This window comes from Pseudomonas sp. GV047 (genome assembly GCF_003058245.1).
Taxonomy (GTDB): domain Bacteria; phylum Pseudomonadota; class Gammaproteobacteria; order Pseudomonadales; family Pseudomonadaceae; genus Aquipseudomonas; species Aquipseudomonas marginalis.
The window spans coordinates 666,535-690,100 of the sequence record NZ_QCWA01000002.1; the positions used below are offsets into that span (position 1 = coordinate 666,535).

Annotated in this window: 23 protein-coding genes; 2 read left to right on the forward strand and 21 right to left on the reverse strand. The window is 60.5% G+C overall.

Annotation, left to right across the window (positions count from 1 at the left end; genetic code table 11):
- Positions 1-66: 66 nt before the first annotated feature.
- The 20 genes from C8K58_RS08305 to C8K58_RS08400 all read right to left on the reverse strand — a co-directional run bounded on the left by C8K58_RS08305 (position 67) and on the right by C8K58_RS08400 (position 20,563).
- Positions 67-678, reverse strand: coding sequence for an ABC-type transport auxiliary lipoprotein family protein (locus C8K58_RS08305; protein ID WP_108573570.1), 612 nt, complete (start codon positions 676-678; stop codon positions 67-69).
- Entirely contained in the window at positions 675-1,613 is a 939-nt protein-coding gene (locus tag C8K58_RS08310; RefSeq protein WP_027608016.1) for an MlaD family protein, read from the reverse strand. Before C8K58_RS08310 ends, C8K58_RS08305 begins: the two co-directional genes overlap by 4 nt.
- A 1-nt stretch (position 1,614) precedes the next feature.
- Complete coding sequence (locus C8K58_RS08315) at positions 1,615-2,418, reverse strand: ABC transporter ATP-binding protein (RefSeq protein ID WP_108573572.1); 804 nt, start codon at positions 2,416-2,418, stop codon at positions 1,615-1,617.
- Positions 2,415-3,563 carry an ABC transporter permease gene (locus C8K58_RS08320; protein WP_027608014.1) on the reverse strand — a complete coding sequence of 383 codons (1,149 nt, stop codon included), beginning with the start codon at positions 3,561-3,563 and terminating at the stop codon, positions 2,415-2,417. Before C8K58_RS08320 ends, C8K58_RS08315 begins: the two co-directional genes overlap by 4 nt.
- Before the next feature lie 53 nt (positions 3,564-3,616).
- Positions 3,617-4,648 carry a DUF5924 family protein gene (locus tag C8K58_RS08325; protein ID WP_027608013.1) on the reverse strand — a complete coding sequence of 344 codons (1,032 nt, stop codon included), beginning with the start codon at positions 4,646-4,648 and terminating at the stop codon, positions 3,617-3,619.
- 72 nt (positions 4,649-4,720) lie between these two features.
- Entirely contained in the window at positions 4,721-6,103 is a 1,383-nt protein-coding gene (locus C8K58_RS08330) for a pitrilysin family protein (RefSeq protein WP_027608012.1), read from the reverse strand.
- Between the two features lie 57 nt (positions 6,104-6,160).
- Positions 6,161-7,819, reverse strand: coding sequence for a Na/Pi cotransporter family protein (locus tag C8K58_RS08335; RefSeq protein ID WP_027608011.1), 1,659 nt, complete (start codon positions 7,817-7,819; stop codon positions 6,161-6,163).
- A gap of 212 nt (positions 7,820-8,031) precedes the next feature.
- On the reverse strand, positions 8,032-8,799 hold the full coding sequence (locus C8K58_RS08340) for a TerC family protein (protein ID WP_027608010.1): 768 nt from the start codon (positions 8,797-8,799) through the stop codon (positions 8,032-8,034).
- 68 nt (positions 8,800-8,867) lie between these two features.
- A complete protein-coding gene (locus tag C8K58_RS08345; RefSeq protein WP_003170826.1) occupies positions 8,868-10,175 on the reverse strand; it encodes a CitMHS family transporter in 1,308 nt (435 codons plus the stop codon).
- A 313-nt stretch (positions 10,176-10,488) separates the two neighbouring features.
- Complete coding sequence (locus tag C8K58_RS08350; protein ID WP_108573574.1) at positions 10,489-12,450, reverse strand: DUF4105 domain-containing protein; 1,962 nt, start codon at positions 12,448-12,450, stop codon at positions 10,489-10,491.
- The gene (locus C8K58_RS08355; RefSeq protein WP_027608008.1) at positions 12,447-12,767 is read right to left on the reverse strand and encodes a DUF2388 domain-containing protein; all 321 of its coding nucleotides are present in this window, start codon (positions 12,765-12,767) and stop codon (positions 12,447-12,449) included. Before C8K58_RS08355 ends, C8K58_RS08350 begins: the two co-directional genes overlap by 4 nt.
- A 26-nt stretch (positions 12,768-12,793) precedes the next feature.
- Positions 12,794-13,102 (reverse strand): DUF2388 domain-containing protein, encoded by a 309-nt coding sequence (locus C8K58_RS08360; protein WP_027608007.1) that lies wholly within the window; start codon positions 13,100-13,102, stop codon positions 12,794-12,796.
- 105 nt (positions 13,103-13,207) lie between these two features.
- Positions 13,208-13,528: a DUF2388 domain-containing protein gene (locus C8K58_RS08365; RefSeq protein WP_027608006.1), complete on the reverse strand. Its 321-nt coding sequence runs from the start codon at positions 13,526-13,528 to the stop codon at positions 13,208-13,210.
- Positions 13,529-13,664: 136 nt separating this feature from the next.
- On the reverse strand, positions 13,665-13,850 hold the full coding sequence (locus C8K58_RS08370) for a DUF1127 domain-containing protein (RefSeq protein ID WP_027608005.1): 186 nt from the start codon (positions 13,848-13,850) through the stop codon (positions 13,665-13,667).
- Between the two features lie 260 nt (positions 13,851-14,110).
- A complete protein-coding gene (locus tag C8K58_RS08375) occupies positions 14,111-14,326 on the reverse strand; it encodes a DUF1127 domain-containing protein (protein WP_003187413.1) in 216 nt (71 codons plus the stop codon).
- A 318-nt stretch (positions 14,327-14,644) separates the two neighbouring features.
- The gene (locus C8K58_RS08380; protein ID WP_027608004.1) at positions 14,645-16,138 is read right to left on the reverse strand and encodes an acetyl-CoA hydrolase/transferase family protein; all 1,494 of its coding nucleotides are present in this window, start codon (positions 16,136-16,138) and stop codon (positions 14,645-14,647) included.
- 179 nt (positions 16,139-16,317) lie between these two features.
- Positions 16,318-17,754, reverse strand: a complete 1,437-nt coding sequence (locus tag C8K58_RS08385; protein WP_027608003.1) for an NAD(P)(+) transhydrogenase (Re/Si-specific) subunit beta — start codon at positions 17,752-17,754, stop codon at positions 16,318-16,320.
- A complete protein-coding gene (locus C8K58_RS08390; RefSeq protein WP_003187417.1) occupies positions 17,754-18,074 on the reverse strand; it encodes an NAD(P) transhydrogenase subunit alpha in 321 nt (106 codons plus the stop codon). Before C8K58_RS08390 ends, C8K58_RS08385 begins: the two co-directional genes overlap by 1 nt.
- Positions 18,075-18,089: 15 nt before the next feature.
- Positions 18,090-19,211: a Re/Si-specific NAD(P)(+) transhydrogenase subunit alpha gene (locus C8K58_RS08395; RefSeq protein WP_108573576.1), complete on the reverse strand. Its 1,122-nt coding sequence runs from the start codon at positions 19,209-19,211 to the stop codon at positions 18,090-18,092.
- 452 nt (positions 19,212-19,663) lie between these two features.
- Positions 19,664-20,563: a LysR family transcriptional regulator gene (locus C8K58_RS08400; RefSeq protein ID WP_166655293.1), complete on the reverse strand. Its 900-nt coding sequence runs from the start codon at positions 20,561-20,563 to the stop codon at positions 19,664-19,666.
- Between the two features lie 157 nt (positions 20,564-20,720).
- Here C8K58_RS08400 and C8K58_RS08405 point away from each other — a divergent pair, with 157 nt between their 5' ends.
- Positions 20,721-21,902 (forward strand): acyl-CoA dehydrogenase, encoded by a 1,182-nt coding sequence (locus tag C8K58_RS08405; protein ID WP_027608000.1) that lies wholly within the window; start codon positions 20,721-20,723, stop codon positions 21,900-21,902.
- Between the two features lie 12 nt (positions 21,903-21,914).
- A complete protein-coding gene (locus C8K58_RS08410; protein WP_027607999.1) occupies positions 21,915-23,135 on the forward strand; it encodes a CaiB/BaiF CoA-transferase family protein in 1,221 nt (406 codons plus the stop codon).
- A 187-nt stretch (positions 23,136-23,322) separates the two neighbouring features.
- Here the strand turns inward: C8K58_RS08410 and C8K58_RS32580 are convergent.
- Positions 23,323-23,566: hypothetical protein (locus tag C8K58_RS32580; protein WP_108573580.1), on the reverse strand; the 244-nt coding region annotated here is incomplete at its 5' end.

The following is a 23,566-nucleotide window of genomic DNA, read 5'->3' on the forward strand; positions in this document are numbered from 1 at the left end:
AGCCCCCTCCCATATTTGAATGTGTTCACAGATCCACATGTGGGAGGGGGCCCCCCGATGAGGCCCTCAGCGTTTCCCCGCACCATTGCCCTGCTGAACAACCCACTCCACCACCTGCCTGTTCAACTGATCTCCCGCCAACCCAAACCCGGCCACCACCGCCGGCACTTTGGTGTCAGTCACCGCCTGCTGCACTTCAAACCGCCGGCTGGCAATAATCCGCTGATCACTCCCACGCACCAGGCGTGCGTCGAGGCGGATCACCACCGCTACCCCACTGCCCCGGTACTCGCTCTGAAACGCCTGCAACTGCCCGCCCAATTCATAATCGGCCTGCAGGTTGGTGTCGTCGGTGCTCAACAGCGTCACGCGTCCATCGCGCTGGAACCCGTCCATCAGGCGATTGCGCAGCAGCACGGGCACTGGGTCGCTCCAGCGTGAGTTCGCATAGCTGCTGATCAAATCGCCATTGGGCACCACGGCGATGCGCGGGCTGTCGAGGAACTCACTGGTCTGCGGCTTGGCCAGGCGCAGCGACCAACTGACCGGCGCTCCCTGGTTGGCGGCCTGGGCCGAGGGCAGTCGGTAGACGTCCGACGGATCCGCCTTGGGCAGGATCGAGCAGGCGCTGATCAGCGCCAAGGCCACAGGGGCGATCATTTGGTAAGCACGTTTCATGGCGTGAACTCCTTGTTCTTGTCGCTGCCCAGCAGGTAGCCGCTGGGGTTGGCTTCCAGGCGGCGAGAGATGGCGCGCAGTGAACCGAGGGTTTCGCGCAGTTCGCGCACGGCCGGCGCCAGTTCGTTGAGGCCCTGCATGCCGCTGTTCACCGAGTCCTTGTTGTTGGTGAGCAAGGTATTGATGGTGGCGGTGCTTTGCTCAAGGGATTTCATCGCCTGTTCGGCGCTGCCGAAGACCTGCTTGCCTTGATCACTGAGCAGGCCATTGGCGTTGCGCATCAGCGCCGTGGTCTGCTCCAGGGCGGCCCCGGCCTGCTTGCTTACCTGCATCAATTGCTGCATCACCACCTTGATATCCCCACGCTGGTCGGCAATCGCGCCGGTGGTTTGTTCCAGATGGTCCAGAGTGTTGCTGAGGCGCTCGACATTCTGCGCGGAGAACATGTCGTTGGCGTTGTGCAGCAGCAGGTTGATGCTGGTCATCAGGTCGTTGCTGTTATTGAGCAATCGCGCGATCGGCGATGGCGAGGCGATAATTTCCGGCAGGTTGCCGTCCTTGCCCTTGAGCTCCGGGCTTTGCGGCGTGCCGCCGCTGAGTTGGATGATCGAGGTGCCGGTGATGCCGGTCAGCGCGAGTTTGGCCTGGGTGTCTTCCTTGATCGGTGTCTGGCCGGCCAGGCGAATGCGCGCGAGTACGCGGCGCGGGTCCTTGGGGTCCAGGCGCAGGCTGATGACATCGCCCACCTTGATCCCGCTGTATTGCACCGAGCTGCCCTGGGACAGACCGCTGACCGCTTCGTTGAAGATCACTTCGTAATCCTGGAAGGCGCTGTCGACGCTGGATTTGGCCAGCCACAGGCCAAACAGCATCGCGCCGACCACCACGATCACGCTGAACAGACCGATCATCACATGATGGGCTCGGGTTTCCATGTCATACCTCGTTGAGCGGTTGAGCGGCATCCAATGCCGCGCGGCCTCGGGGGCCGTGGAAATATTCGTGAATCCAGGCGTCGTCCGTTTCCGAGACGATATCGATGGTATCGGCCACCAGCACCTTCTTCTGCGCCAGCACCGCCACACGGTCGGTGATGGTGTAGAGCGTGTCCAGGTCATGGGTGACCAGGAACACGCTCAGGTCCAGCGCATCACGCAGGGTCAGGATCAGTTGGTCGAATTGCGCCGCACCAATCGGGTCGAGGCCGGCGGTGGGTTCGTCGAGGAACAGGATGTCCGGGTCCAGCGCCAGGGCGCGTGCCAGGGCCGCGCGCTTGATCATGCCGCCGGACAGCGAGGCCGGGTATTTGTCGGCCGCCGACAGCGGCAGTCCGGCCAAGGCCAGCTTGACCGCCGCCAAGTGCTCGGCATCACGGCGGCTGAGCCCGGCATGTTCGATCAGCGGCAGCGCGACGTTCTCGGTCACTGTCAGCGAGGAGAACAGCGCGCCCTTCTGGAACAGTACGCCAAAGCGCCGTTCCACCAGCGAGCGTTCATGTTCCGGCAGGCTCGGCAGGTTCTTACCGAACACCCGCACTTCGCCTTCACTGGGCCGGCGCAGGCCGACGATGCTGCGCAGCAGCACCGACTTGCCGCTGCCGGAGCCGCCGACCACCGCAAGGATTTCGCCCTTGTACAGATCCAGGTCGAGATGCTCGTGTACGCGCTGGCTGCCAAAGCGATTGCACAGGCCACGCACTTCAATCACCGCCTCGGTGGGCGCACGGTGCAGACGACTCACCAGCCCATCTCCATGAAGAACAACGCGGCCACCGCATCCAGCACGATCACCACAAAGATCGATTGCACCACGCTGGAGGTGGTGTGGGCGCCGACCGATTCGGCGCTGCCGCTGACCTTGAAGCCTTCCAGGCAGCCGATGGCGGCGATCAGGAAGGCGAAGAACGGGGCTTTTACCATGCCCACCAGGAAGTGCTGCACGCCAATGTCCGATTGCAGCAGCGAGAGGAACATCGCCGGCGAGATGTCCAGGGCCACGGCGCAGACCACGCCGCCGCCGACGATCCCCGCCAGCATTGCCATGAACGTCAGCATCGGCAGTGCCACCAGCAACGCCAGCACGCGCGGCAATACCAGCAACTCCATCGGGTCCAGGCCCAGGGTGCGGATGGCGTCGATTTCTTCATTGGCCTTCATCGAGCCGATTTGCGCGGTGAAGGCGCTGGCGGTGCGACCGGCAATCAGGATGGCGGTGAGCAATACGCCGAATTCCCGTAGGAAAGAGAACGCCACCAGGTCCACGGTAAAGATCGTTGCGCCAAAGCTCTTGAGCACTGTAGCGCCGAGGAACGCCACGACGGCGCCCACTAGAAAGGTCAGCAACGCGACGATGGGCGCGGCGTCGAGGCCGACCTGTTCAAGATGGGCGACCATCGGCGTCAGGCGCCAGCGCTTGGGCCGGAAAATGCCCCGGGCAAAGGTTTCGAGGATCAGGCCGATAAAGCCCAGCAGTTGCTTGCTGTCTTGCCAGACCTTGTCCACGGCCGCGCCGATACGCGCCAGCACCTGAATGCCAGTGGCTTCTTCCGGCGCTTTGTCCGGCACGCAAAAATCGTTGAGGGAGCGGTAGACGGTCTTGAGCAGCGCGCGGTCGGCGGCGGACAGGCTGCAGTCGGTCTGCTCGGCGGATTGCTCGATCCGGGTGGGCCCCAGCAGCTCCACCAGCAGCGAGGCTCCGGCGGTATCCAGAGCGCCGAGACCATTGAGGTCGATGCGCGCGCCGGCGTCGTATTGGCCGTCGAGCTTGTCCGACAGCTTCTTCAGGTTTGCGTAGTGGGCAAGCGTCCAGTCCCCTGTAATCCGCAGTAACGGGGGAGCGGTGGACGTATCGAGGTGGGCTGTGCCGGCCGTGGTGCTACTGGTCATAAGCTCCGAGCTTGTTTGCTATCCACAATTCCTACGTAATAGCACGATCCTGCCTACTTTGGGTTGTCCGTTTGTGCTGCGTCAGTCACTTTGAAGCGCAGCACACCGATGACCTGCCCGTCTTCGGTCAGCACCCTCACCTGCCAGCGGCCGACCGCATCGGGCGGGAAGTTCTGCTTGTGGGTCCAGGCGCGATAGCCTTCCTTGCGCCCGCCGTGGATATCCAACGCGATGCGGTCCACCTCTTTGCCGTTGAGTTTCCACACGTGGTAGATCCGCTCATCCAGGCCGCGCGGCGCGTTGATTGCGGTGTAGGCATAAAGCCCGCCGCTGCGCAGTTGGGCGGCGCTGACTTCCTTGAGGTCGTCACCCGGCGTGCGGTCTTGCAGTTGGGTGCTGATCGCCACTTCGGTCATCCACAAGGTGGCCGGCGGTACCCAACTGCGCAGGAACCAGCCCGCGCAACCAATGGCGGCCGTTACCCCCAGCAGCATCGCCCAGCCCTTGAGGCTGCGCAGCGGCAGGCTCACCGCCAGGCTTGGAATCGACAAGGCCATGGCGACGCCGAGGGCGAGTTTGTAACTTTCGGCGGTGGTCAGGTGCAGGATGATCGGCAGCGCAGTGAGCAGCGCGGCGAACAGGGTCAGGGTGTGCAACGCGAGGAACAACGAACGCTTGGGCGCCAGCCATTTGTAGTACAGCGGGTCGACGATCGACACCAGCGCGGCCGCGCCGAGCAGGCCGGTGAACACCGATTGGCCGCTGTTCCAGGCGGTGGTGACGAAAAAGAACGGCAGCACGAAGAACAGACTTTCCTGGTGGATCATCTGGGTCGCGTAGCGCAGCAGGGGTTCGGGTATTTCGCGCTTGAAGACTTTGGTGAACAGCTGGGTAAAGCTGTTTTCCAGCATCAGCCACAGCCAGCTGACCAGCATGATCACCGCGATCCAACTGGCCATGCCCTGCTGGCGATCCACCAGGATGAAGCTGCAGACACCCGAGATAAAACCGCCGAGTGCAATCACCCCTGGGTAGCGCTTCATCAGTTCGAGGACGCGGGTGATTAAGCGGGTCAGGTTTTGCATTCGGCGGTTCGCAGTCTTTGTAGGAAAAAATCCCAGACAGAATAACGTCTTAGGCCAGGGTTCGGTGCCTCATTACGCGATCCGTTTGCGATAACGGCGCAGGCCGATCAACGCAATGGCGATCAGCCCGAGGACGCCGGCGCCGATCCAGTTGAGCATGTCGTAGCTCAGCAGTGGTTTCTCGATGCGCCAGTAACCCGGTTGCTTGAGCAACTCGCGCATGGCCTGGCTGGTCTGCTCCAGGCTCACGGCCTTGATGCGTTTGACCGGATCGCTGAAGTGGCCGTTGTCATAATCGCCCGAGGCGCTCCAGTAATAGTCGGCCAGCGCGCTATTGCCCTGCACGGCCCAGGCCTGGCGGGCGATGGCGGCCTGTTTGAGGCGCGCGAATACCGTTGGGTCAAGGCCGTCCTTGAGCAGTTGCGCCTTGAGGTCCTGCAGCACCCGCTCGGCTTCGGGGAGGTTGTCCCGCTCTAGGTCGGCATTCAGGCTGAGGAAGCCAACGCCGCCGAGCACCTCGCGCTCGCTCCAGGGGCCGTAGGACAACCCATGCTTGAGGCGCAGTTGGCGGTACAGCGCCCAGTCCAGGTAATCCTTGAGCAGGTCGTAGGTTTCATCGTGCTGGTCGTCCAGCACCGGCTCGGGGAACAGCCAGTGCAGTTTGGCACTGTCGCCCACCCAGCCGTGGATCAGGTCGCGGTGGCTGGCGGCGGCGTGCTGGATCTGCGGCAGCGCCGGGTGCTCGCTGGGTTCGATCGGGTCGAGTTGGCCGTAGGTGCGTTCCAGGTAGGCCGGCAGCAGTTTGTCGAGGTCGCCGACGATGATCAGGGTCATGTTGTTGGGGGCGTACCAATTTTTGCGCAGCGTCTCCAGTTGGTCGCGGGTCAGGTGATCGACCTCGGCGCGCTCGGCGCATTTGAGCCCCAGCTCGATGGCCAGTTGATTGCTGGCGGTGTGGCCCAGGTCCTGGCGGTCGAGCAGGCGTTGCAGGTGGGAGTAATGACCGCCGTCTTCGCGCTCGACTACCTGTTTGGCCGCGTTGATATTGGCGTCGGTCAGCTGGGTGCGGGTGATGATCGCCAGCAGCAGGTCGAGCACCTTGCGCTGGTTTTGCGCGGGTGCCTCGATCACAAAGGTCGTATCGGCGTTGCTGGTGTAGGCGTTCCACTCGCCACCCAGGGCTTGCATGCGGTCTTCCAGCTCGCCTTCGCCGCCGCCGTCGATACCGCTGAACAGCAAGTGCTCGAGCAGGTGCGGCAGTTCCTTGTCCTCGCAGCCGAAGTCGTCCAGGCCGACGCCGACCACCAGGCGAATCGCCACATGGCCGCGCTCGGTGCCCGGTTTAAGCAGCAATTGCAGGCCGTTGGGCAAGGTGTAGCCCTCAACCTGCAAGCGGTCAAAGGCAAAGACGTGGGCAGAACCCATGAGCAGGCAAGCGAACAACAGGCGACGCATAACAAGCTTCCTGGCGAGTGAGGTCAGCTTTAACTGACTTCACGGGCCATCGTACGTTCAGGGCGAATGTGTGATGTCGGCAATATCTTCGGCGGAGAGTGCGCCGGTTTCGGACGTTTCCAAGACTACATAAGCACTGCTGCAAAACAACGAGTTCAAGCGTTTCATGTCGGCAATCAGCTCCAGATGCAGGGAACTGGTCTCCAGGCTCTGCACGATCTTGCGCTGCAGGCGGCTGACGTGGGCGTGGGCCAGGCGGCGTTCCTGGGCGCGGAAGCGGCGCTTTTCGCGCAGCAGTTGGCGGGCGCTTTCCGGGTCGGCACTGAGGAACACCGACAAGCCCAGGCGCAGGTTGGCGATCAATTGGCTGTGCAGGCCGGTGAGTTCTTCCAGGCCCACTTCGGAAAACTGGCGGCGTTGGGAGGTTTTCTGCTGCTGGACTTTACGCAGCATGCGTTCGATCAGGTCGCCGGCCAGTTTCAGGTTGATCGACAGCTCGATGATTTCGGCCCAGCGCCGACTGTCTTGCTCGCTGAGGTCTTCGCGGGGCATTTGCGCCAGGTAGAGTTTGATCGCGCTGTAGAGTGCCTCGACATCATCGCTGAGGCTGCGTATTTCCTGGGTAATGGCTGTCTGTTTGCCGCGCAGCACTTCCTGCATGGCGGTGAGCATGTTGTCGATCAGATCACCCAGGCGCAGGGTTTCGCGCGCGGCGTTGGCCAGGGCCAGGCTCGGTGTGGTCAGGGCCGTGGGGTCCAGGTGGCGCGGTTGGGCCTTGCCGTTGACCTCGTCCCGCTCCGGCAGCAACCAGGCGCACAGCCTGGCCATGGGGCCGATGGTGGGCAGCAGGATCAGGCAACGGCTGACGTTGTAGAGCAGGTGGAAGGTGATGACCATGCCTTGGGCACTGTAGTCCAGCCCGTCCATCCACAGCACCAACGGGTCGAGTACCGGAATAATCAGCAGCAGGCCGATCAGTTTGTACAGCAGGCTGCCCAAGGCGACCTGGCGACCGGCGGCGTTCTGCATGCTGGTGCTGAGAAAGGCCAGCACGCCGCTGCCGATGTTGGCGCCGATTACCAGGCCGATGGCCACGTGCAAGCCGATCACCCCGGCGCCGGCCAGGGTGGCGGTCAGCAGGACAGCGGCGAGGCTGGAGTAGGAAATCATCGCGAACAGGGCGCCGACCAGGGCATCGAGCAAAATATCGCCGGTCAGCGAGGCGAACAGTACTTTCACGCCCTGGGCGTGGGTAATCGGCCCGGCGGCTTCGACGATTAACTGCAGCGCGAGGATGATCAGCCCGAGGCCGATCCCGACCCGGCCCAACTGCCCTGCCCGCGTCTGTTTGCGCGACAGGAAGAAAATCACCCCGAGAAAGATCAGCAGCGGCGACAGCCAGGACAGGTCGAAGGTCAGCACCCGCGCCATCAGCGCGGTACCGACGTCGGCGCCGAGCATGGTCGCCAGGGCGGGCACCAGCCCCATCAGGCCCTGGCCGACAAAGGAGGTCACCAGCATTGCCGTGGCGTTGCTGCTCTGCACCATGGCAGTCACCAGGATGCCGGCGACAAATGCCAGCCAGCGCTTGGACATGTTCTGCCCGATGACTTGACGCAGGTTTGAACCGTAGACCCGCAGGATGCCGGTACGGACGATGTGCGTGCCCCAGATAAGCAGGGTCACGGCGGAAAGCAGATTGAGCAAGGTCAGCATGCTCGGCCCCCCGTGTGGGTGCGCTCCAAGAGGAGCGAAGGAAAGTTGCCGCGTGCCGTTCTACGTCTTGTAGTTAAGCTGTAGTTGGCGAATGGGCTCGGCGCCAGCATCGCATAGCTAAAGTGGGGATTGAAACAAAACTGTCATGAAATCAGCTTTTTATGCATGAAAAAAAGGGGCTTATAAAAGCCCCTTTTTTGTCTGGCTCGGGTTTATTGACCCGGAATGTCCTTGCGCAGTTTCACAGGGTCCTGCTGTTTCTTCTTTTTCGCGATGGCGGTGCGCATCTTGATGTTCACCGCTTCCACCGCCAGCGAGAACGCCATGGCGAAGTAGACGTAGCCTTTTGGCACGTGCACGTCGAAGGATTCGGCGATCAGCACGGTACCGACCACCAGCAGGAACGACAGTGCCAGCATTTTCAGCGACGGGTGCTTGTCGATGAAGTCGCTGATGGTGCCGGCGGCCAGCATCATCACCAATACGGCAACAATGATCGCGGCAACCATGACCGGCACATGGGAGACCATGCCCACGGCGGTGATCACCGAGTCCAGGGAGAACACGATGTCGATGATCGCGATCTGGATGATGGTGTAGATGAACTTGCCACCGGCGCCCTTGGGTTCGTCGTGGGTTTCGTCTTCACCTTCCAGGGCGTGGTACATCTCCTGGGAGCTTTTCCACAGCAGGAACAGGCCACCGAAGAACAGGATCAGGTCGCGGCCTGAAATGCCTTGGCCGAAGACCACGAACAGGTCGTCGGTCAGGCGCATGACCCAGGTGATCGACAGCAGCAACAGGATTCGCGTGACCATGGCCAATGCCAGGCCGAAGATCCGGGTGCGTGCCTGCATATGCTTGGGCATGCGGCTGACCAGGATCGAAATCATGATGATGTTATCGATGCCCAGGACGATCTCGAGGGCCGTCAGGGTGAAGAAGGCAATCCAGATTTCCGGATTGGTCAGCCATTCCATGTGTATTCCTTTGAGCAAGTGTTAAACCGCGCAAGCTGCAGCGCCGCGCGGTGAGTGAGTCGGTACGATTATAGAGTGCTGAACAGCGGAAAAATCCCCATCAGCAATGCGGCGAACATTATGCACAGGCATACCAGTACTGCCCACTTCAGGGTGAAGCGCTGGTGATCGCCAAATTCGATACCGGCCAGGGCCACCAACAGGTAGGTCGACGGTACCAGCGGGCTGAGCAAGTGCACGGGCTGGCCAACGATCGAGGCGCGGGCCATTTCCACCGCGGTGATGCCGTAGTGGCTGGCGGCTTCGGCGAGTACTGGCAGTACGCCGTAGTAGAACGCATCGTTGGACATGAAGAAGGTGAACGGCATGCTCACCAGTGCGGTGATCACCGCCAGGTAAGGGCCCATGGCTTCCGGAATGACGGCCAGCAGGCTCTTGGACATGGCATCGACCATGCCGGTGCCCGACAGGATGCCGGTGAAGATCCCTGCGGCGAAGATCAACCCGACCACCGCCAATACGCTGCCGGCGTGGGCGGCGACGCGGTCTTTCTGCTGTTGCAGGCACGGGTAGTTGACGATCATCGCGATACTGAATGCCACCATGAACAGCACCGGCAGCGGCAACAGGCCGGCGATCAGGGTGCACATCAGGGCCAGGGTCAGGGCACCGTTGAACCAGATCAGCTTCGGACGGCGGGCGTCCGGGTATTGCGACACGCTGATCTCGCTGTGGTCGATCTCGTCGCCTTGCAGGTGCAGTTCACCCAGGCGCGCACGTTCGCGCTTGCCGTACATGTAGGCAATCACCAGGATCGCCACCACACCGGCGGCCATCGCCGGGATCATCGGGACGAAAATATCCGAGGGGTCCACGTGCAGCGCACTGGCGGCGCGGGCGGTCGGGCCGCCCCAAGGGGTCATGTTCATCACGCCACCGGCGAGGATGATCAGGCCGGCCATGATCCGCGGGCTCATGCCGATGCGCTGGTACAGCGGCAGCATGGCGGCCACGCAGATCATGTAGGTGGTGGCGCCGTCACCGTCGAGGGACACCACCAGGGCCAGCACCGCGGTGCCGACCGATACCTTCAGCGGGTCGCCCTTGACCATCTTGAGGATCTTGCGCACGGCCGGGTCGAACAGGCCGGAGTCGATCATCAGGGCAAAATAGAGGATGGCGAACATCAGCATCACGCCGGTCGGCGCGAGCTTGGTAATGCCTTCGAGCATCATCGGGCCGATCTTCGGTGCGAAACCGCCGAACAGCGCGAACAGGATAGGCACGATGATCAGGGCGATCAGCGCGGACAGGCGCTTGGTCATGATCAGGAACATGAACGTGATGACCATGGCAAAGCCAAGGAAAGTCAGCATAGGAATACTCCAGGCGTAGCGCGGCTAGGGAATGGCAAACCGGGGTGGGGTCAGCGCAGAACGAAAGGCACTAGGCGTACGGGTGGAGTTGGGGCGAACAGGCGGGTACGGACGGACATCGGGGATCACCATTGTTGTTGTGTACAGCCGGTCTGTTGCCGGCAGTTGGGGGCGATCCTAGACGCGTTAGCTTTCAGCCAGCTTTCGTTGGCAAAACAGTTGGTGGTGGGAAGATGTACGGTCTTCAGGTGTACACATTGCAAATGTGGGAGGGGGCTCGCTCCCACATTGGAATGTGTTTATCCCGTGTACTTCAGGGCAGCTCGAGGCCGCCCGCTGCTTTGTGCAGTTTGCGCAGGTGTTCACCCACCTGCTTGAGGTTGGCTTCACACGCAGCAATTTCGGCCGCGCGGGACGGCTCCAGCAGCGCCCTCACCTCTTTATCCAGCTCGCCGGTGAGCGATTGCAGCTGCTTCTGGCGCTCGGCGCTTTCCGATTCCAGGCGCTTGGCTTCCGACGGTTGCGGCAGGCCATAGCCACCGCTGCCCAGCAGTTCTGCCGGACGGCTGAGGAAGCCACTGTTGGCGAGGATCTGCTGCAGCGTGGCGTTGGCTTTCTCCATGCCGCCGTTTTTCAGCTCGCGTGCACCGAGGTAGCGTTGCTTGACTTCGTCCTGGGCCAGCATCAGCTGTTTGCGAAAGCTCGCCTGTTCCAGCAGCAGCAGTGCGGCGCTGGTGCGCAGGTCGGCCTGGTCAAACCACTGGCGGCGCTCTTCGGCGCTGAGGGACAGCCAGTCTTCAACCTGGGTCTGTTTGATCGGCAGGTGTTTGCGCAGCACGTCGAACATGGCCTGGTAGCGTTCGCGGAAGGAGTCGAAGTGATACCCCAGGCGCATGGCCTCGCGTTTGTCGTTGAGTACGCTGGTATCCGCCAGGCCACGGGCTTGCAGCACTTCCAGCAGGCCATTCGGTGTGATGTTGTCCAGGCCGGTCAGCTGCGGGTTGGCGCTGCCGCTGCGCAGCAGTTTCAGGCTTTCGACCGCGCAGTTGTTAGACAGGAAGTAATAGTTGCCGTCATAGCTCCAATGCATTTCAGCGGCGTGCTCGACGGTGTCGTTGATCTCCTGGCGCGACAGTTTCAGCGGCACGGACGCCAGGCCGCGCAGTTCGGTCTTGGTGTATTCGTCGATCACCTGGGCCAGCGGCAACACGAACAGCCGTGACGGGTACTTGCCCACCAGGCCGTCCCAGCTGGACAGCTGTACATCGCCGACGAAGGCGCGGTAGGACAGCACCAGGTGCTGGTCCAGGTCGAGTCGGCAGTCCGGCCCACGGGGGCGGCCCGGCGCGCAGATCACCAGGCGCAACATACTGTGGCCCCAGCGGCTGACCAGGTTCTGGTTGGCTTCGGCCAGCAGGTAGTCGATTTCGTAGACCCGCTCCGGGTCGACGTGGCCCAGGGGGGTCTTGGCGAAATCGTTGCCGGCGTTGAGGAACGCGTAGGTCTTGGCGCAGGTGTCTTGTTCCGGTGGGGCCCAGCCGAAGTGTTCCTTGTAATAGCGGAACAGCGCGGGGCGCCGGCAGGCATAGCTTGGGTCGAGGAGGAAGTACTCCATATTGACCGCTACGAATTCCAGCGGGCTGGTGGTTTCGTAGATATCCGGGCTGCGCGCGACCTGACGGTTGTGTTGTTCGCGCTCTCCGCGACGGCCGACATATTGCGGCCAGCCCGCCAGGTCCAGCAGGCGCGGGTCATCGCTGAGGGTGAAGCGCCGGTCATTCTGGCCACGACATTGGTCGGGCAGGCCGATCAGGCCGGTGATGTTGTTCTGGCGGCTGCAACGCTGGATCAGCGCGCGTTCGTCCTTGGGCCACAGGCGCGCACGGTCATAGATGTGGGTCAGTTCGTGCAGGACGGTGGCGAGCATTTCCCGGCGCACGGTGCCGTGGGGGCGATTGGTTTTCTGCGTGGTGGCGCTGCCGTCGGTCAGGCTGTCGAGCAGGTTGCGGTTGAGGTCCAGCTCGGACACCAACGAAGCCTGGCCATAGGCATTTTCGGGCATCTTGTCGGTCCAGCCGACATCGATGCGCCGGTCCAACTGCTCGACGAAGCGCGGTGGCAGCGAGCGCATCGCCTCATCGAGCAATGCCTGGCTGGCCTGCTGTTCGGCCGGGCTCAAGCCATCTGTCTTGAGCCGCAGTTGCAGGCTGGCCTGGGCTGCGCTGGCACACAGCAGCACAGTCCCGGCCAGGAGCCAGGCGACAAGGCGCCTCACAGAGCGAGGATAGCTTCGGCGAGGGTCTGGTCGCTGGCATCGCGCGCTTCCGGCAGGCGGGTGCGCAGGGTGTCGAAGGCGGCTTCCAACTGTGCGCCGCGGATCTCGCCGTTGGTGGCGACGAAACTGGCCGCGTCATCGTGGGCTTCGCGCACGACTTTGGAGTCGCGGATGGAGGTGGTGGTGTCCGAAGTGAAATCAATGGTGCGGCCAGAGGCGCGAACAATGATGTTACTGGTGGCCACCAGGGTATGTGCCTGGGCAACGTCGGCCAACAACAGCAGGCCAAGGGTGGCGGCGATCAGCGGGCTACGCATGGAATGACTCCGAAATACAAAGATGATTATTGGACGAGAATTGCCTGCGCCAGTTCAAGGTCGCTGGCGTTAAGTTTTGGTTGGGTACGGCGCAGGTAATCCAGCGCGGATTCCAGCCGTGCGCCCCGCCATTGGCCGTCAGTGGCGATAAACGCAGCGGCATCATCCTGGGCCGCCACGACTACTTTCCGGTCGAAAGGCGCGGAGGTCACCTTGCTGGTGGCGTACGCGCTCGCGACGGTACCTTGGATGGTCAGGTCGAAGGCCGAAGCCAATGGCGACCAGCTGGCACACAAACACACAGGGACTATTAGCAGGCGGTATGAAAAAGCCATGGGACTCGACAACTGAAAACGAGCGCCAAGGCTAGCGTAATGCCCGGGCGAGAGCCAGTACGGCGGCATCGGGGAGCGACGGGCGCTCCCTTTGTGTCAACTCACTCAAATAGCCAGGATGGCTTGGGCCAGCTGTGCGTCTGTCGCGGTGTTCAGTTGCGGCGCCTGTTGGCGGATCTGGGCCAGGGCGCTTTCCAGCTTCACACCACGAATGGCGCCTTCGCTTGCGACGAAGCTGGCTGCGTCGTCACGGGCGGCGCGCACGACCTTGTTATCCCGCAGTGACGAAGTGGCATCGGAGGTGGCGTCGGAAGTAGCCTTCAGTGCGCCGACGATGGAATCGGTGGTCACGATGAAGCTGGATGCGCTGGCGTTGGTGGCCAGGGCCAGCAGGGCAGCAGCACTCAGCAGGCGAATACGGGACATGGGGTGACTCCTGTAGGTGAACGAATAAGGTGGCGCAGGGCAGCCATTCGGGATCAGACGCCTGTCCTAAACGGTTCGCCACGTTGTGCATGGATATTAAGCCGCTGTTTATCCGTTCGGAAAGCTTCTTGACTGCCTAGTCTCGCCAGAACGGCTTGGACAGCTCGGCCATTCGGTCTCCCGGGCTGATGCCGACATCGGAGAGTTCTCGAAGATCGAGTTGCGCCAGTTGGCGGCGTTCGTAGGCGTGGCGGAGCCATTTGGCCAGCGTGGAAGCTGTCCTGTGTAACAGCCGTTTATAGAGAGAGGGTTGGGTGTCCATGGTGAGCGCCTTTCGTGAGGTCCTGGAACACCATGGTGGGCGAGTGGCTCTGACCGTTACAGATACACCAATGTTTAATTGTACTGCTTAACTGTTATATTTTTTGAACTGTACTGGTTTGGATGAATGGCTTCTGTTTGGACGGAAAGAAGGCTCTCCCGGAAAACAACAAAGCCCGCCTCCGGTTTCCCGGGGCGGGCTTTGTTTTGACAAATCAGTGCTGGCTGTGGACCCGGTGGGTCAGGGCCAGCGGGCGTCAATTAACGCCAGAACGGCTTGCTCAGCTCTTCGTAGCGTTGAGCTTCGCTGATACCGGCATCAGCCAGCAGACGCGAATCCAGACGAGCCAGTTGATGGCGGCTGGAGATGCGGCGCTGCCACAACATCAGGTTGGCGAGAACGCGCAAAGGCAGGGAAGCCTGGGTGTTTACAGCTTTTTCTTCGAAGAACAGTTCGGAACTGAGTGTACGTTCCATGATGACATCCTTCCGCTTGTGGCGGGATTAGGTAGTGGTTTAACTGATGCCAATGATCCTCCTCCGGCGCAAGACTCTCTAGATACAGTTCGCCTGTATTGTGAGGGGCCAGTTAACTGTTTATAGGCGCTGTACTGTACGGAAATGGGGCAACTGTACTTGTCCGCACTGAAATAGTGCGAAATAAGCATTTTGTGACGTGAGTGTGGGAATTTTCGGTAGGAAATGACCGGTACAGCAGTACAGTTTTTTCAAGAAGCGAGGGTTGTGGCATCGAGCTGACGAAACTGTGTTTGCGTCAGCTCGAATCTGTATCAATCAAGCCTTGAGCATATGCCCGGTTTCTTCCAGGTTAATGTGCCAACTCAGTGCTTCGCGCAGGATGTGTGGCGTGTGTCCGCCGATGGCGCAGGCTGTGTTGAAGTAACTGTTCAGCGCATCGCGGTATGCCGGATGCACACAGTTGTCGATGATCACCCGGGCTCGCTCCCGTGGCGCCAGGCCCCGCAGGTCGGCGAGGCCTACTTCGGTGACCAGGATGTCGACGTCGTGCTCGGTGTGGTCCACATGGCTGACCATCGGCACCACGCTGGAAATCGCGCCGCCCTTGGCAATCGACTTGGTGACGAAGATCGCCAGATGCGCGTTGCGCGCGAAGTCGCCGGAACCGCCGATGCCGTTCATCATCCGCGTGCCGCAGATGTGGGTAGAGTTGACGTTGCCGTAGATGTCGAACTCCAGCGCCGTGTTGATGCCGATAATGCCCAGGCGCCGCACTACTTCAGGGTGATTGGAAATTTCCTGCGGGCGCAGCACCAGCTTGTCTTTGTAGTGCTCCAGGTTGCCGAACACGTCGGCATTGCGCCGCTCCGACAGGGTGATCGAGCTGCCCGAGGCAAAGCTCAGTTTGCCGGCGTCGATCAGGTCGAACGTCGAGTCCTGCAACACTTCCGAATACATGGTCAGGTCTTCGAACGGCGAATCGATCAGGCCGCACATCACTGCGTTGGCAATGTTGCCGATCCCGGCCTGCAGCGGGCCAAGCTTGTTGGTCATGCGCCCGGCGTCCACTTCCTGCTTGAGGAAGTTGATCAGGTGGTTGGCGATGCCCTGGGTATCGCTGTCGGGTGGTGTCACGGTGGAGGCTGAGTCGGCCTGATTGGTGATCACGATGGCGACGATCTTCTCCGGCGGGATCGGGATCGCGGTGCTGCCGATGCGGTCGTCGACCTTTACCAGGGGGATCGGCGTACGGGTTGGTCGGTAGGTCGGGATATAGATGTCGTGCAGCCCTTCCAGATTCGGGTTGTGTGCCAGGTTGATCTCGACGATCACTTGCTTGGCGAAAATCGCGAAGCTGGCGGAGTTACCCACGGACGTGGTGGGCACGATATGGCCTTGTTCGGTGATCGCAACGGCCTCGATGACGGCAATGTCCGGCAGCTTGAGCTGGTTGTTGCGCAGTTGCTCGACGGTTTCCGACAGGTGCTGATCGATAAACATCACTTCGCCGGCGTTGATCGCCTTGCGCAACGTGCTATCGACCTGGAACGGCATGCGTCGGGACAGCACGCCGGCTTCGGTCAATTGCTTGTCCAGGTCGTTACCCAGGCTGGCGCCGGTCATCAGGGTGATTTTCAGCGGGGACGTCTTGGCGCGTTCGGCCAGGGCGTGGGGGACGGCCTTGGCTTCACCGGCACGGGTGAAGCCGCTCATGCCGACGGTCATGCCGTCCTCGATCAGTGCGGCGGCGTCTGCCGCGCTCATGACCTTGTTCAACAACGAAGGCAAGCGGATACGATCACGGTACATGAATTGTTATCTCAGGCTACGGAAGCAAGGTGGGCAGTGTAGTGATTTCAAAAAATTTCGGCCCGCTACCATGGTCGAATGCGGGGCAGCGATTTAGAGCCTTTGGTCGGGTTTCATGGGGTAATAAAAAACCCCAGCCTACTGGAGGCCGGGGTTTGGGGTATTGCTCTGGCGCAGTGTTACTCGACGGCCTTGACCATATCTTCGATGACCTTCTTGGCATCACCGAAGACCATCATGGTCTTGTCCAGGTAGAACAGTTCGTTATCCAGCCCGGCATAACCACTGGCCATCGAGCGCTTGTTGACGATGATGGTCTTGGCCTTGAACGCTTCCAGGATCGGCATGCCGGCAATCGGCGAGTTGGGGTCGTTCTTGGCGGCCGGGTTGACCACGTCGTTCGCGCCCAGCACCAGCACCACGTCAGCCTGGCCGAATTCGGAGTTGATATCCTCCATCTCGAACACCTGGTCGTAAGGCACTTCCGCTTCGGCCAGCAGGACGTTCATATGCCCAGGCATACGGCCGGCCACCGGGTGGATCGCGTATTTCACGGTCACGCCACGGTGGGTCAGTTTCTCGGTCAGTTCCTTCAGGGCATGCTGTGCCCGTGCCACTGCCAGGCCATAGCCTGGAACGATGATCACGGTGTCGGCGTTGGTCAGCAGGAAGGTGGCGTCGTCGGCCGAACCGGATTTTACCGGGCGTGCTTCTTTAGAGCCTGCTGCGGCACCGGCATCCGGCGCATTGCCGAAACCGCCGAGCAGTACATTAAAGAAGGAGCGGTTCATCGCCTTGCACATGATGTACGACAGGATCGCACCGCTTGAACCCACCAGCGAACCGGCAATGATCAGCATCGAGTTGTTCAGCGAGAAGCCGATGCCCGCCGCTGCCCAGCCGGAGTAGCTGTTGAGCATCGACACAACAACCGGCATATCGGCGCCGCCAATCGGGATGATGATCAGCACGCCGAGCACGAACGCCAATGCCAGCATCAGCGCAAAGGCGGTGAGGTTGCCGGTGAACATGAACGCCAGGCCCAGGCCCAGGGTTGCGAGGCCGAGTACCAGGTTGATCTTGTGCTGGCCGCCAAACTGTACCGGTGCGCCTTGGAACAGGCGGAACTTGTACTTGCCCGAGAGCTTGCCGAACGCGATCACCGAACCGGAGAAGGTAATTGCGCCGATGGCCGCGCCGAGGAACAGCTCCAGGCGGTTGCCCGCCGGGATCGCATCGCCCAGGTGTTTGACGATGCCCAGGGACTGTGGCTCGACCACGGCGGCAATCGCGATAAACACCGCGGCCAGGCCGATCATGCTGTGCATGAAGGCGACCAGTTCGGGCATCTTGGTCATTTCTACGCGCTTTGCCATGATCGAGCCGGCGGTGCCGCCGACCAGCAGGCCGACGATCACGTAGCCGATACCGGCGGTGGCCAGCTCAGCGCCGAGCTTATAGATGAGGCCCACGGTCGTGAGTACCGCCAGCGCCATGCCGAGCATGCCGAACAGGTTGCCGCGTCGTGACGTAGTGGGATGCGACAGGCCTTTGAGGGCCTGGATAAAGCAGATCGACGCGATCAGGTACAGCGTCGTCACCAGATTCATGCTCATTACTTCGGCGCCTCTTCTTTTACTTTCGGGGCTTTCTTCTTGAACATCTCCAGCATCCTGCGAGTTACCAGGAAACCGCCGAACACGTTCACGGCTGCGAGGGCCACAGCCAGGGTGCCCATGGTCTTGCCCAGTGGCGTAACGGTCAGCGCTGCAGCGAGCATGGCGCCGACAATCACAATCGCTGAAATGGCGTTGGTCACTGCCATCAACGGTGTGTGCAGTGCGGGCGTTACGTTCCAGACCACGTGGTAACCGACATAAATCGCCAGCACAAAGATGATCAGGTTGTAGATACCGGGGGAGATAAGCTCTTCCATCGTCTGAATCCCTGCTTAGGCGTTTTTGCGGATGACTTGGCCGTCGCGGCACATGAGGCACGCGGCGACGATGTCGTCTTCGAGGTTGATTTCATACTGCCCTTCCTTGTTGAAGACCAGCTTCAGGAAGTCCAGCAGGTTGCGCGCATACAAGGCCGACGCATCGGCGGCGACGGCGCCGGCGAGGTTGGTCGGGCCGCAGATGATTACGCCGTTCTCCACCACCACCTGGTCGGCGACGGTCAGCGGGCAGTTACCGCCCTGGGCGGCAGCGAGGTCAATGACCACCGAGCCGGGCTTCATCTGCGCGACGGTGTCGGCGCTGAGCAGCGTCGGCGCCTTGCGGCCGGGGATCAGGGCGGTGGTGATGACAATGTCGGCCTGCTTGGCGCGTTCGTGCACGGCCAGCGCCTGGCGTTGCATCCAGCTGCTGGGCATCGGGCGCGCGTAGCCGCCGACGCCAACGGCGCATTCACGTTCTTCGTCGGTTTCGTAGGGCACGTCGACGAACTTGGCGCCAAGGGATTCGATCTGCTCTTTTACCGCAGGGCGCACGTCGGATGCTTCGATCACCGCGCCCAGGCGTTTCGCCGTGGCGATGGCTTGAAGGCCTGCAACACCGGCGCCGAGGATCAGCACGCGCGCGGCTTTGACCGTACCGGCGGCGGTCATCAGCATCGGCATGAAGCGCGGGTAATGATGGGCGGCGAGCAACACGGCTTTATAGCCGGCGATGTTGGCCTGGGACGACAGCACGTCGAGGCTCTGGGCCCGCGAGGTACGTGGCGCAGCTTCCAGCGCAAAGGCCGTGATGCCCTGCTCGGCCAGCTTGGCAATGGTTTCGTTGCTGAACGGATTGAGCATGCCCACCAACACGGTGCCGCTTTTGATCAGCGCCAGTTCGCTGTCGCTGGGGGCGACCACCTTGAGGATCAGCTCGGCGCCAAACGCATCGCCGGCATTGCCAATGGTCGCGCCCGCCGCTTCATAGGCACTGTCGACGATGCTGGCCTTGAGGCCTGCGCCGCTTTGAACAGTGACCTTATGGCCCTGGCCGATCAGCTTCTTGATGGTTTCCGGGGTGGCAGCCACCCGCGTTTCACCGGTCTGGGTTTCGAGAGGAACACCAATGTGCACGTCAAATCTCCTGCATGATCTTTTTGCTTTTGATCTTTTTGTAAAAAGGCCAGTGCACCGCGAGTGGCGCAGCTGGGGCGGCCGATCAGCACGATCCCGCTGAAATGACAGCGGGGCGCGGCATTTTGCAGGCGAACTTTACGGCCTTCAAGGGATTATGACGGGTGACGAAAAATTAACTACAAGTCACCCTGTGACTGATTGTCGCAACACGTTGAAATAACCTCTTTAAATACAGGTGTTTAAAGGGCTGCAGCTGATTCGTGTATTTTTTTCCATCGTTGATGTGAATAGTCGGGCATTGGCTGATAGGAGTCGCTACAAGCCACGAAAATCATGGCTTTAAGCCTTGTTTCAGACTGACAGGTACAGTCTGCTTAAATGCGACATATACGTATATCTGTAGGCTTTAGATTTAGCTGACTACAAAGTCAGCATGTGAGGCTTGTCCTTTAAATGCTGGGGCTGTACTGCTGCGATTGGTCGATCAACCAGTCTCTGAACGCGTGCAGTGAAGCGGGTTCGACTTTTCTGTCAGGAATCATCAGGTAATAAGCCTTCGAACTGGTCAGCGCCTGCGGGCTTGCGATCACCAGTCGATGCTCGTCCAGTTCTCGCTGGATAAGGAATGGAGGGATCAGTGCAATACCCATGTCGTGCATGGCGGCTTGAGACAGCATCGAGAATAGCTCGTAACGTGGGCCTGTCATGTCGCGGGGCACGTTCAGTTGCTGGGCGTTGAACCATTGGCGCCAGGCGTAAGGGCGGGTGGTCTGCTGCAGCAATGGCAGTTCTGCAATCTCCTGGGGGGTGAATCGCTCAAGTTCGCCCAATAGTCGCGGGCTGCACACGGGGACAGGATTTTCTCCCATGAGCCTGTGGGATTCGGTGCCGGACCAATCGGCGTCGCCGAAGTAGATTGCTGCGTCGAACTCTGTGTCGGCAAACAGAAAAGGACGCGTGCGGTTAGTCAGGTTTACCGTCACCTCTGGATGCTGTCGTTGAAAGTCCTTGAGGCGAGGGATCAACCATTGCGTACCAAACGTGGGTACTACGGCCAGTTCAATGGTGTTTGCGCCTTGCTGCCCCATGACGGACAGGGTATCGCGCTCCACGGCGTCCAGCTGGGTGGCCACGCGACGGCTGTATGAAAGTCCCGCCTCCGTCAGCTTTACCCCGCGCCGTGAGCGCCGAAACAGCTCGACACTTAAAAACTCCTCCAGGCTGGCGATCTGTCGGCAAATGGCGCCTTGGGTGATGGAAAGCTCATGCGCCGCCTTGGTAAAGCTCTCGTGGCGGGCTGCCGCTTCAAAACTGACAAGGGCGGTGGTGCTGGGAATTTTCCTGCGCATATACCTTGTCCTCACACAAAAAGTGCAGCTGAGTCGCTTATAGGCGTTACGGAGTGAGAAATTAGCACAAGCCTATGCAAAAACCTCGTTTGCTCTCCCTGCCTGCCCGGCCTAGGCTCCATGCACGACTTCTGATTTTCTTTGCGAGGACTCATTCATGGCTGGCAAGGCAAGCTTCAACTGGATCGATCCACTGCTGCTGGATCAACAGCTCACCGAAGAGGAGCGCATGGTGCGCGACAGTGCTGAGCAATTCGCCCAGGACAAGCTGGCGCCGCGTGTGCTTGAAGCTTTTCGCCATGAAAAGACCGACCCGGCGATTTTCCGTGAAATGGGTGAGACCGGTTTGCTGGGGGCAATGATTCCTGAGCAGTACGGGGGCAGTGGTTTGAACTACGTCAGCTACGGCCTGATTGCGCGTGAGGTTGAGCGCGTCGACTCCGGTTATCGCTCGATGATGAGTGTGCAGTCGTCACTGGTGATGGTGCCTATCAATGAGTTCGGCACCGAAGCGCAAAAGCAGAAGTACTTGCCGAAATTGGCCTCGGGCGAATGGATTGGCTGCTTTGGTTTGACCGAGCCTGACCACGGTTCCGATCCCGGCGCGATGGTTACTCGTGCACGCAAAGTGGATGGCGGCTACAGCCTGACGGGCGCAAAAATGTGGATCACCAATAGCCCGATTGCGGACGTGTTTGTGGTGTGGGCCAAGGACGATGCTGGGGATATTCGTGGGTTTGTCCTGGAGAAAGGCTGGAAAGGCCTGAGTGCGCCGGCGATTCACGGCAAGGTCGGCCTGCGCGCCTCCATCACCGGTGAGATCGTGATGGATAACGTGTTTGTGCCGGAAGAGAACATTTTCCCGGATGTGCGCGGCTTGAAGGGCCCTTTCACCTGCCTTAACTCGGCGCGTTATGGCATCTCCTGGGGGGCTTTGGGTGCTGCCGAGTTCTGTTGGCACACCGCACGCCAGTACACCCTGGATCGCCATCAGTTCGGCCGTCCATTGGCAGCAACTCAATTGATCCAGAAGAAGCTGGCCGATATGCAGACCGAAATCACCCTGGCGCTGCAAGGCTGCCTGCGCCTGGGGCGTATGAAGGAAGAGGGAACGGCTGCGGTTGAAATCACATCGATCATGAAGCGCAACTCATGCGGCAAGTCCTTGGACATCGCACGTATGGCGCGGGACATGTTGGGGGGTAACGGCATCTCCGATGAGTTCGGGGTGGCGCGTCATCTGGTGAACCTGGAGGTGGTTAACACCTATGAGGGCACCCATGACGTGCATGCCCTGATTCTGGGGCGCGCGCAAACCGGTCTTCAGGCGTTCTATTAATAGGGGAACGGCATGGGCGCGCTTTCGCATCTGCGGGTATTGGATTTATCGCGAGTGTTGGCAGGCCCCTGGTCCGGGCAGATCCTTGCGGACCTTGGGGCTGAGGTGATCAAGGTCGAGCGACCTGGTAGCGGTGACGATACGCGCGCCTGGGGGCCGCCCTTCCTTAAGGATGTTGATGGCGAGAACACGAGTGAGGCGGCGTACTACTTGTCGGCTAATCGCAACAAAGAGTCGGTGACGATCGACTTCACGCGGCCGGAGGGACAACGGCTGGTGCGAGATCTGGCGGCCAAGTCCGACATCTTGATCGAGAACTTCAAGGTGGGTGGCCTGGCGGCGTATGGGCTGGACTACGAGTCGCTCAAGAAGGTGAATCCCGAGTTGATCTACTGCTCGATCACTGGCTTCGGTCAGACGGGGCCGTATGCCGCTCGCGCGGGGTATGACTTCATGATCCAGGGGTTGGGTGGGCTGATGAGTCTTACTGGTCGGCCGGAAGGCGATGAGGGGGCCGGGCCGGTGAAGGTGGGGGTGGCGTTGACTGACATTCTCACTGGGCTCTACTCGACGGTGGCGATCCTTGCTGCGCTGGCGCATCGGGATCATGACGGGGGTGGGCAGCATATCGATATGGCGTTGCTTGATGTGCAGGTGGCTTGTCTGGCTAACCAGGCGATGAACTACCTGGCCACGGGAGCGGCGCCAAAACGACTGGGTAATGCTCATCCGAATATCGTGCCTTATCAGGATTTTCCTACGGCCGATGGCGATTTCATACTGACCGTGGGTAATGACGGGCAATTTCGTAAGTTCGCCGAAGTGGCTGGGCAGCCGCAGTGGGCGGATGATCCGCGGTTCTCTACTAATAAGGTGCGGGTAGCCAACCGCGCTGAGCTGATTCCATTGATTCGCCAGGTTACGGTCTTCAAGACTACGGCTGAGTGGGTGTCACAACTGGAGCGGGTTGGTGTGCCTTGTGGGCCGATCAATGACCTGGCCCAGGTGTTTGCCGATCCTCAGGTAAAGGCACGAGGGCTGGCGATACAGCTGCCGCATGCGTTGGCGGGGATGGTGCCGCTGGTGGCCAGTCCGATTCGGTTATCCAAGACGCCTGTGGAGTACCGTACTGCGCCTCCTTTGTTGGGGCAGCATACGGCTCAGGTGCTGCAGGATGTATTGGGGCTGGGCTCGGCGAATGTGAAGGCTTTAAAAGAAGCGGGAGTTATCTAGGAGCGCTCTTCTATATAGAGGGCGTTTTTGGTGGTTTTTTAATCAACTTCGGTAGATTGATAGGAAAACCAAATTAAATGTTGACGGCAGATTCTAGAAGTCTATAATTCGCCCCACTTCCGGCGCAGTCGAAACGTAAAACTCCTTGCTAAACAATGAGTTATGCAGAATAAGACAGCGGATTGCTTCAGTTCATCGAAGCCCAGAAGGCGTTGGTAGAGTCGTGTTGTTTGGCGCTATTAACGATTCGATCTTCTCGGTCGAAAGCGGAGAAAAAGAGGTGTTGACAGCAGCGTGTAACGCTGTAGAATTCGCCTCCCGCTGACGAGAGATCGGAAGCGCAAGTGGTTGAAGTTGTTGAAGAAATCTTCGAAAGCTTCTGAAAATAATCACTTGACAGCAAATGAGGCTGCTGTAGAATGCGCGCCTCG

Coding starts and splice junctions, on each gene's coding strand:
- C8K58_RS08305 (WP_108573570.1), bottom strand. CDS start 678: ATGAAACGTGCTTACCAAATGATCGCCCCTGTGGCCTTGGCGCTGATC.
- C8K58_RS08310 (WP_027608016.1), bottom strand. CDS start 1,613: ATGGAAACCCGAGCCCATCATGTGATGATCGGTCTGTTCAGCGTGATC.
- C8K58_RS08320 (WP_027608014.1), bottom strand. CDS start 3,563: ATGACCAGTAGCACCACGGCCGGCACAGCCCACCTCGATACGTCCACC.
- C8K58_RS08325 (WP_027608013.1), bottom strand. CDS start 4,648: ATGCAAAACCTGACCCGCTTAATCACCCGCGTCCTCGAACTGATGAAG.
- C8K58_RS08330 (WP_027608012.1), bottom strand. CDS start 6,103: ATGCGTCGCCTGTTGTTCGCTTGCCTGCTCATGGGTTCTGCCCACGTC.
- C8K58_RS08335 (WP_027608011.1), bottom strand. CDS start 7,819: ATGCTGACCTTGCTCAATCTGCTTTCCGCCGTGACCCTGCTTATCTGG.
- C8K58_RS08340 (WP_027608010.1), bottom strand. CDS start 8,799: ATGGAATGGCTGACCAATCCGGAAATCTGGATTGCCTTCTTCACCCTG.
- C8K58_RS08345 (WP_003170826.1), bottom strand. CDS start 10,175: ATGCTGACTTTCCTTGGCTTTGCCATGGTCATCACGTTCATGTTCCTG.
- C8K58_RS08355 (WP_027608008.1), bottom strand. CDS start 12,767: ATGCGTAGCCCGCTGATCGCCGCCACCCTTGGCCTGCTGTTGTTGGCC.
- C8K58_RS08360 (WP_027608007.1), bottom strand. CDS start 13,102: ATGGCTTTTTCATACCGCCTGCTAATAGTCCCTGTGTGTTTGTGTGCC.
- C8K58_RS08365 (WP_027608006.1), bottom strand. CDS start 13,528: ATGTCCCGTATTCGCCTGCTGAGTGCTGCTGCCCTGCTGGCCCTGGCC.
- C8K58_RS08370 (WP_027608005.1), bottom strand. CDS start 13,850: ATGGACACCCAACCCTCTCTCTATAAACGGCTGTTACACAGGACAGCT.
- C8K58_RS08375 (WP_003187413.1), bottom strand. CDS start 14,326: ATGGAACGTACACTCAGTTCCGAACTGTTCTTCGAAGAAAAAGCTGTA.
- C8K58_RS08380 (WP_027608004.1), bottom strand. CDS start 16,138: ATGTACCGTGATCGTATCCGCTTGCCTTCGTTGTTGAACAAGGTCATG.
- C8K58_RS08385 (WP_027608003.1), bottom strand. CDS start 17,754: ATGAGCATGAATCTGGTGACGACGCTGTACCTGATCGCGTCGATCTGC.
- C8K58_RS08390 (WP_003187417.1), bottom strand. CDS start 18,074: ATGGAAGAGCTTATCTCCCCCGGTATCTACAACCTGATCATCTTTGTG.
- C8K58_RS08400 (WP_166655293.1), bottom strand. CDS start 20,563: ATGCGCAGGAAAATTCCCAGCACCACCGCCCTTGTCAGTTTTGAAGCG.
- C8K58_RS08405 (WP_027608000.1), top strand. CDS start 20,721: ATGGCTGGCAAGGCAAGCTTCAACTGGATCGATCCACTGCTGCTGGAT.
- C8K58_RS08410 (WP_027607999.1), top strand. CDS start 21,915: ATGGGCGCGCTTTCGCATCTGCGGGTATTGGATTTATCGCGAGTGTTG.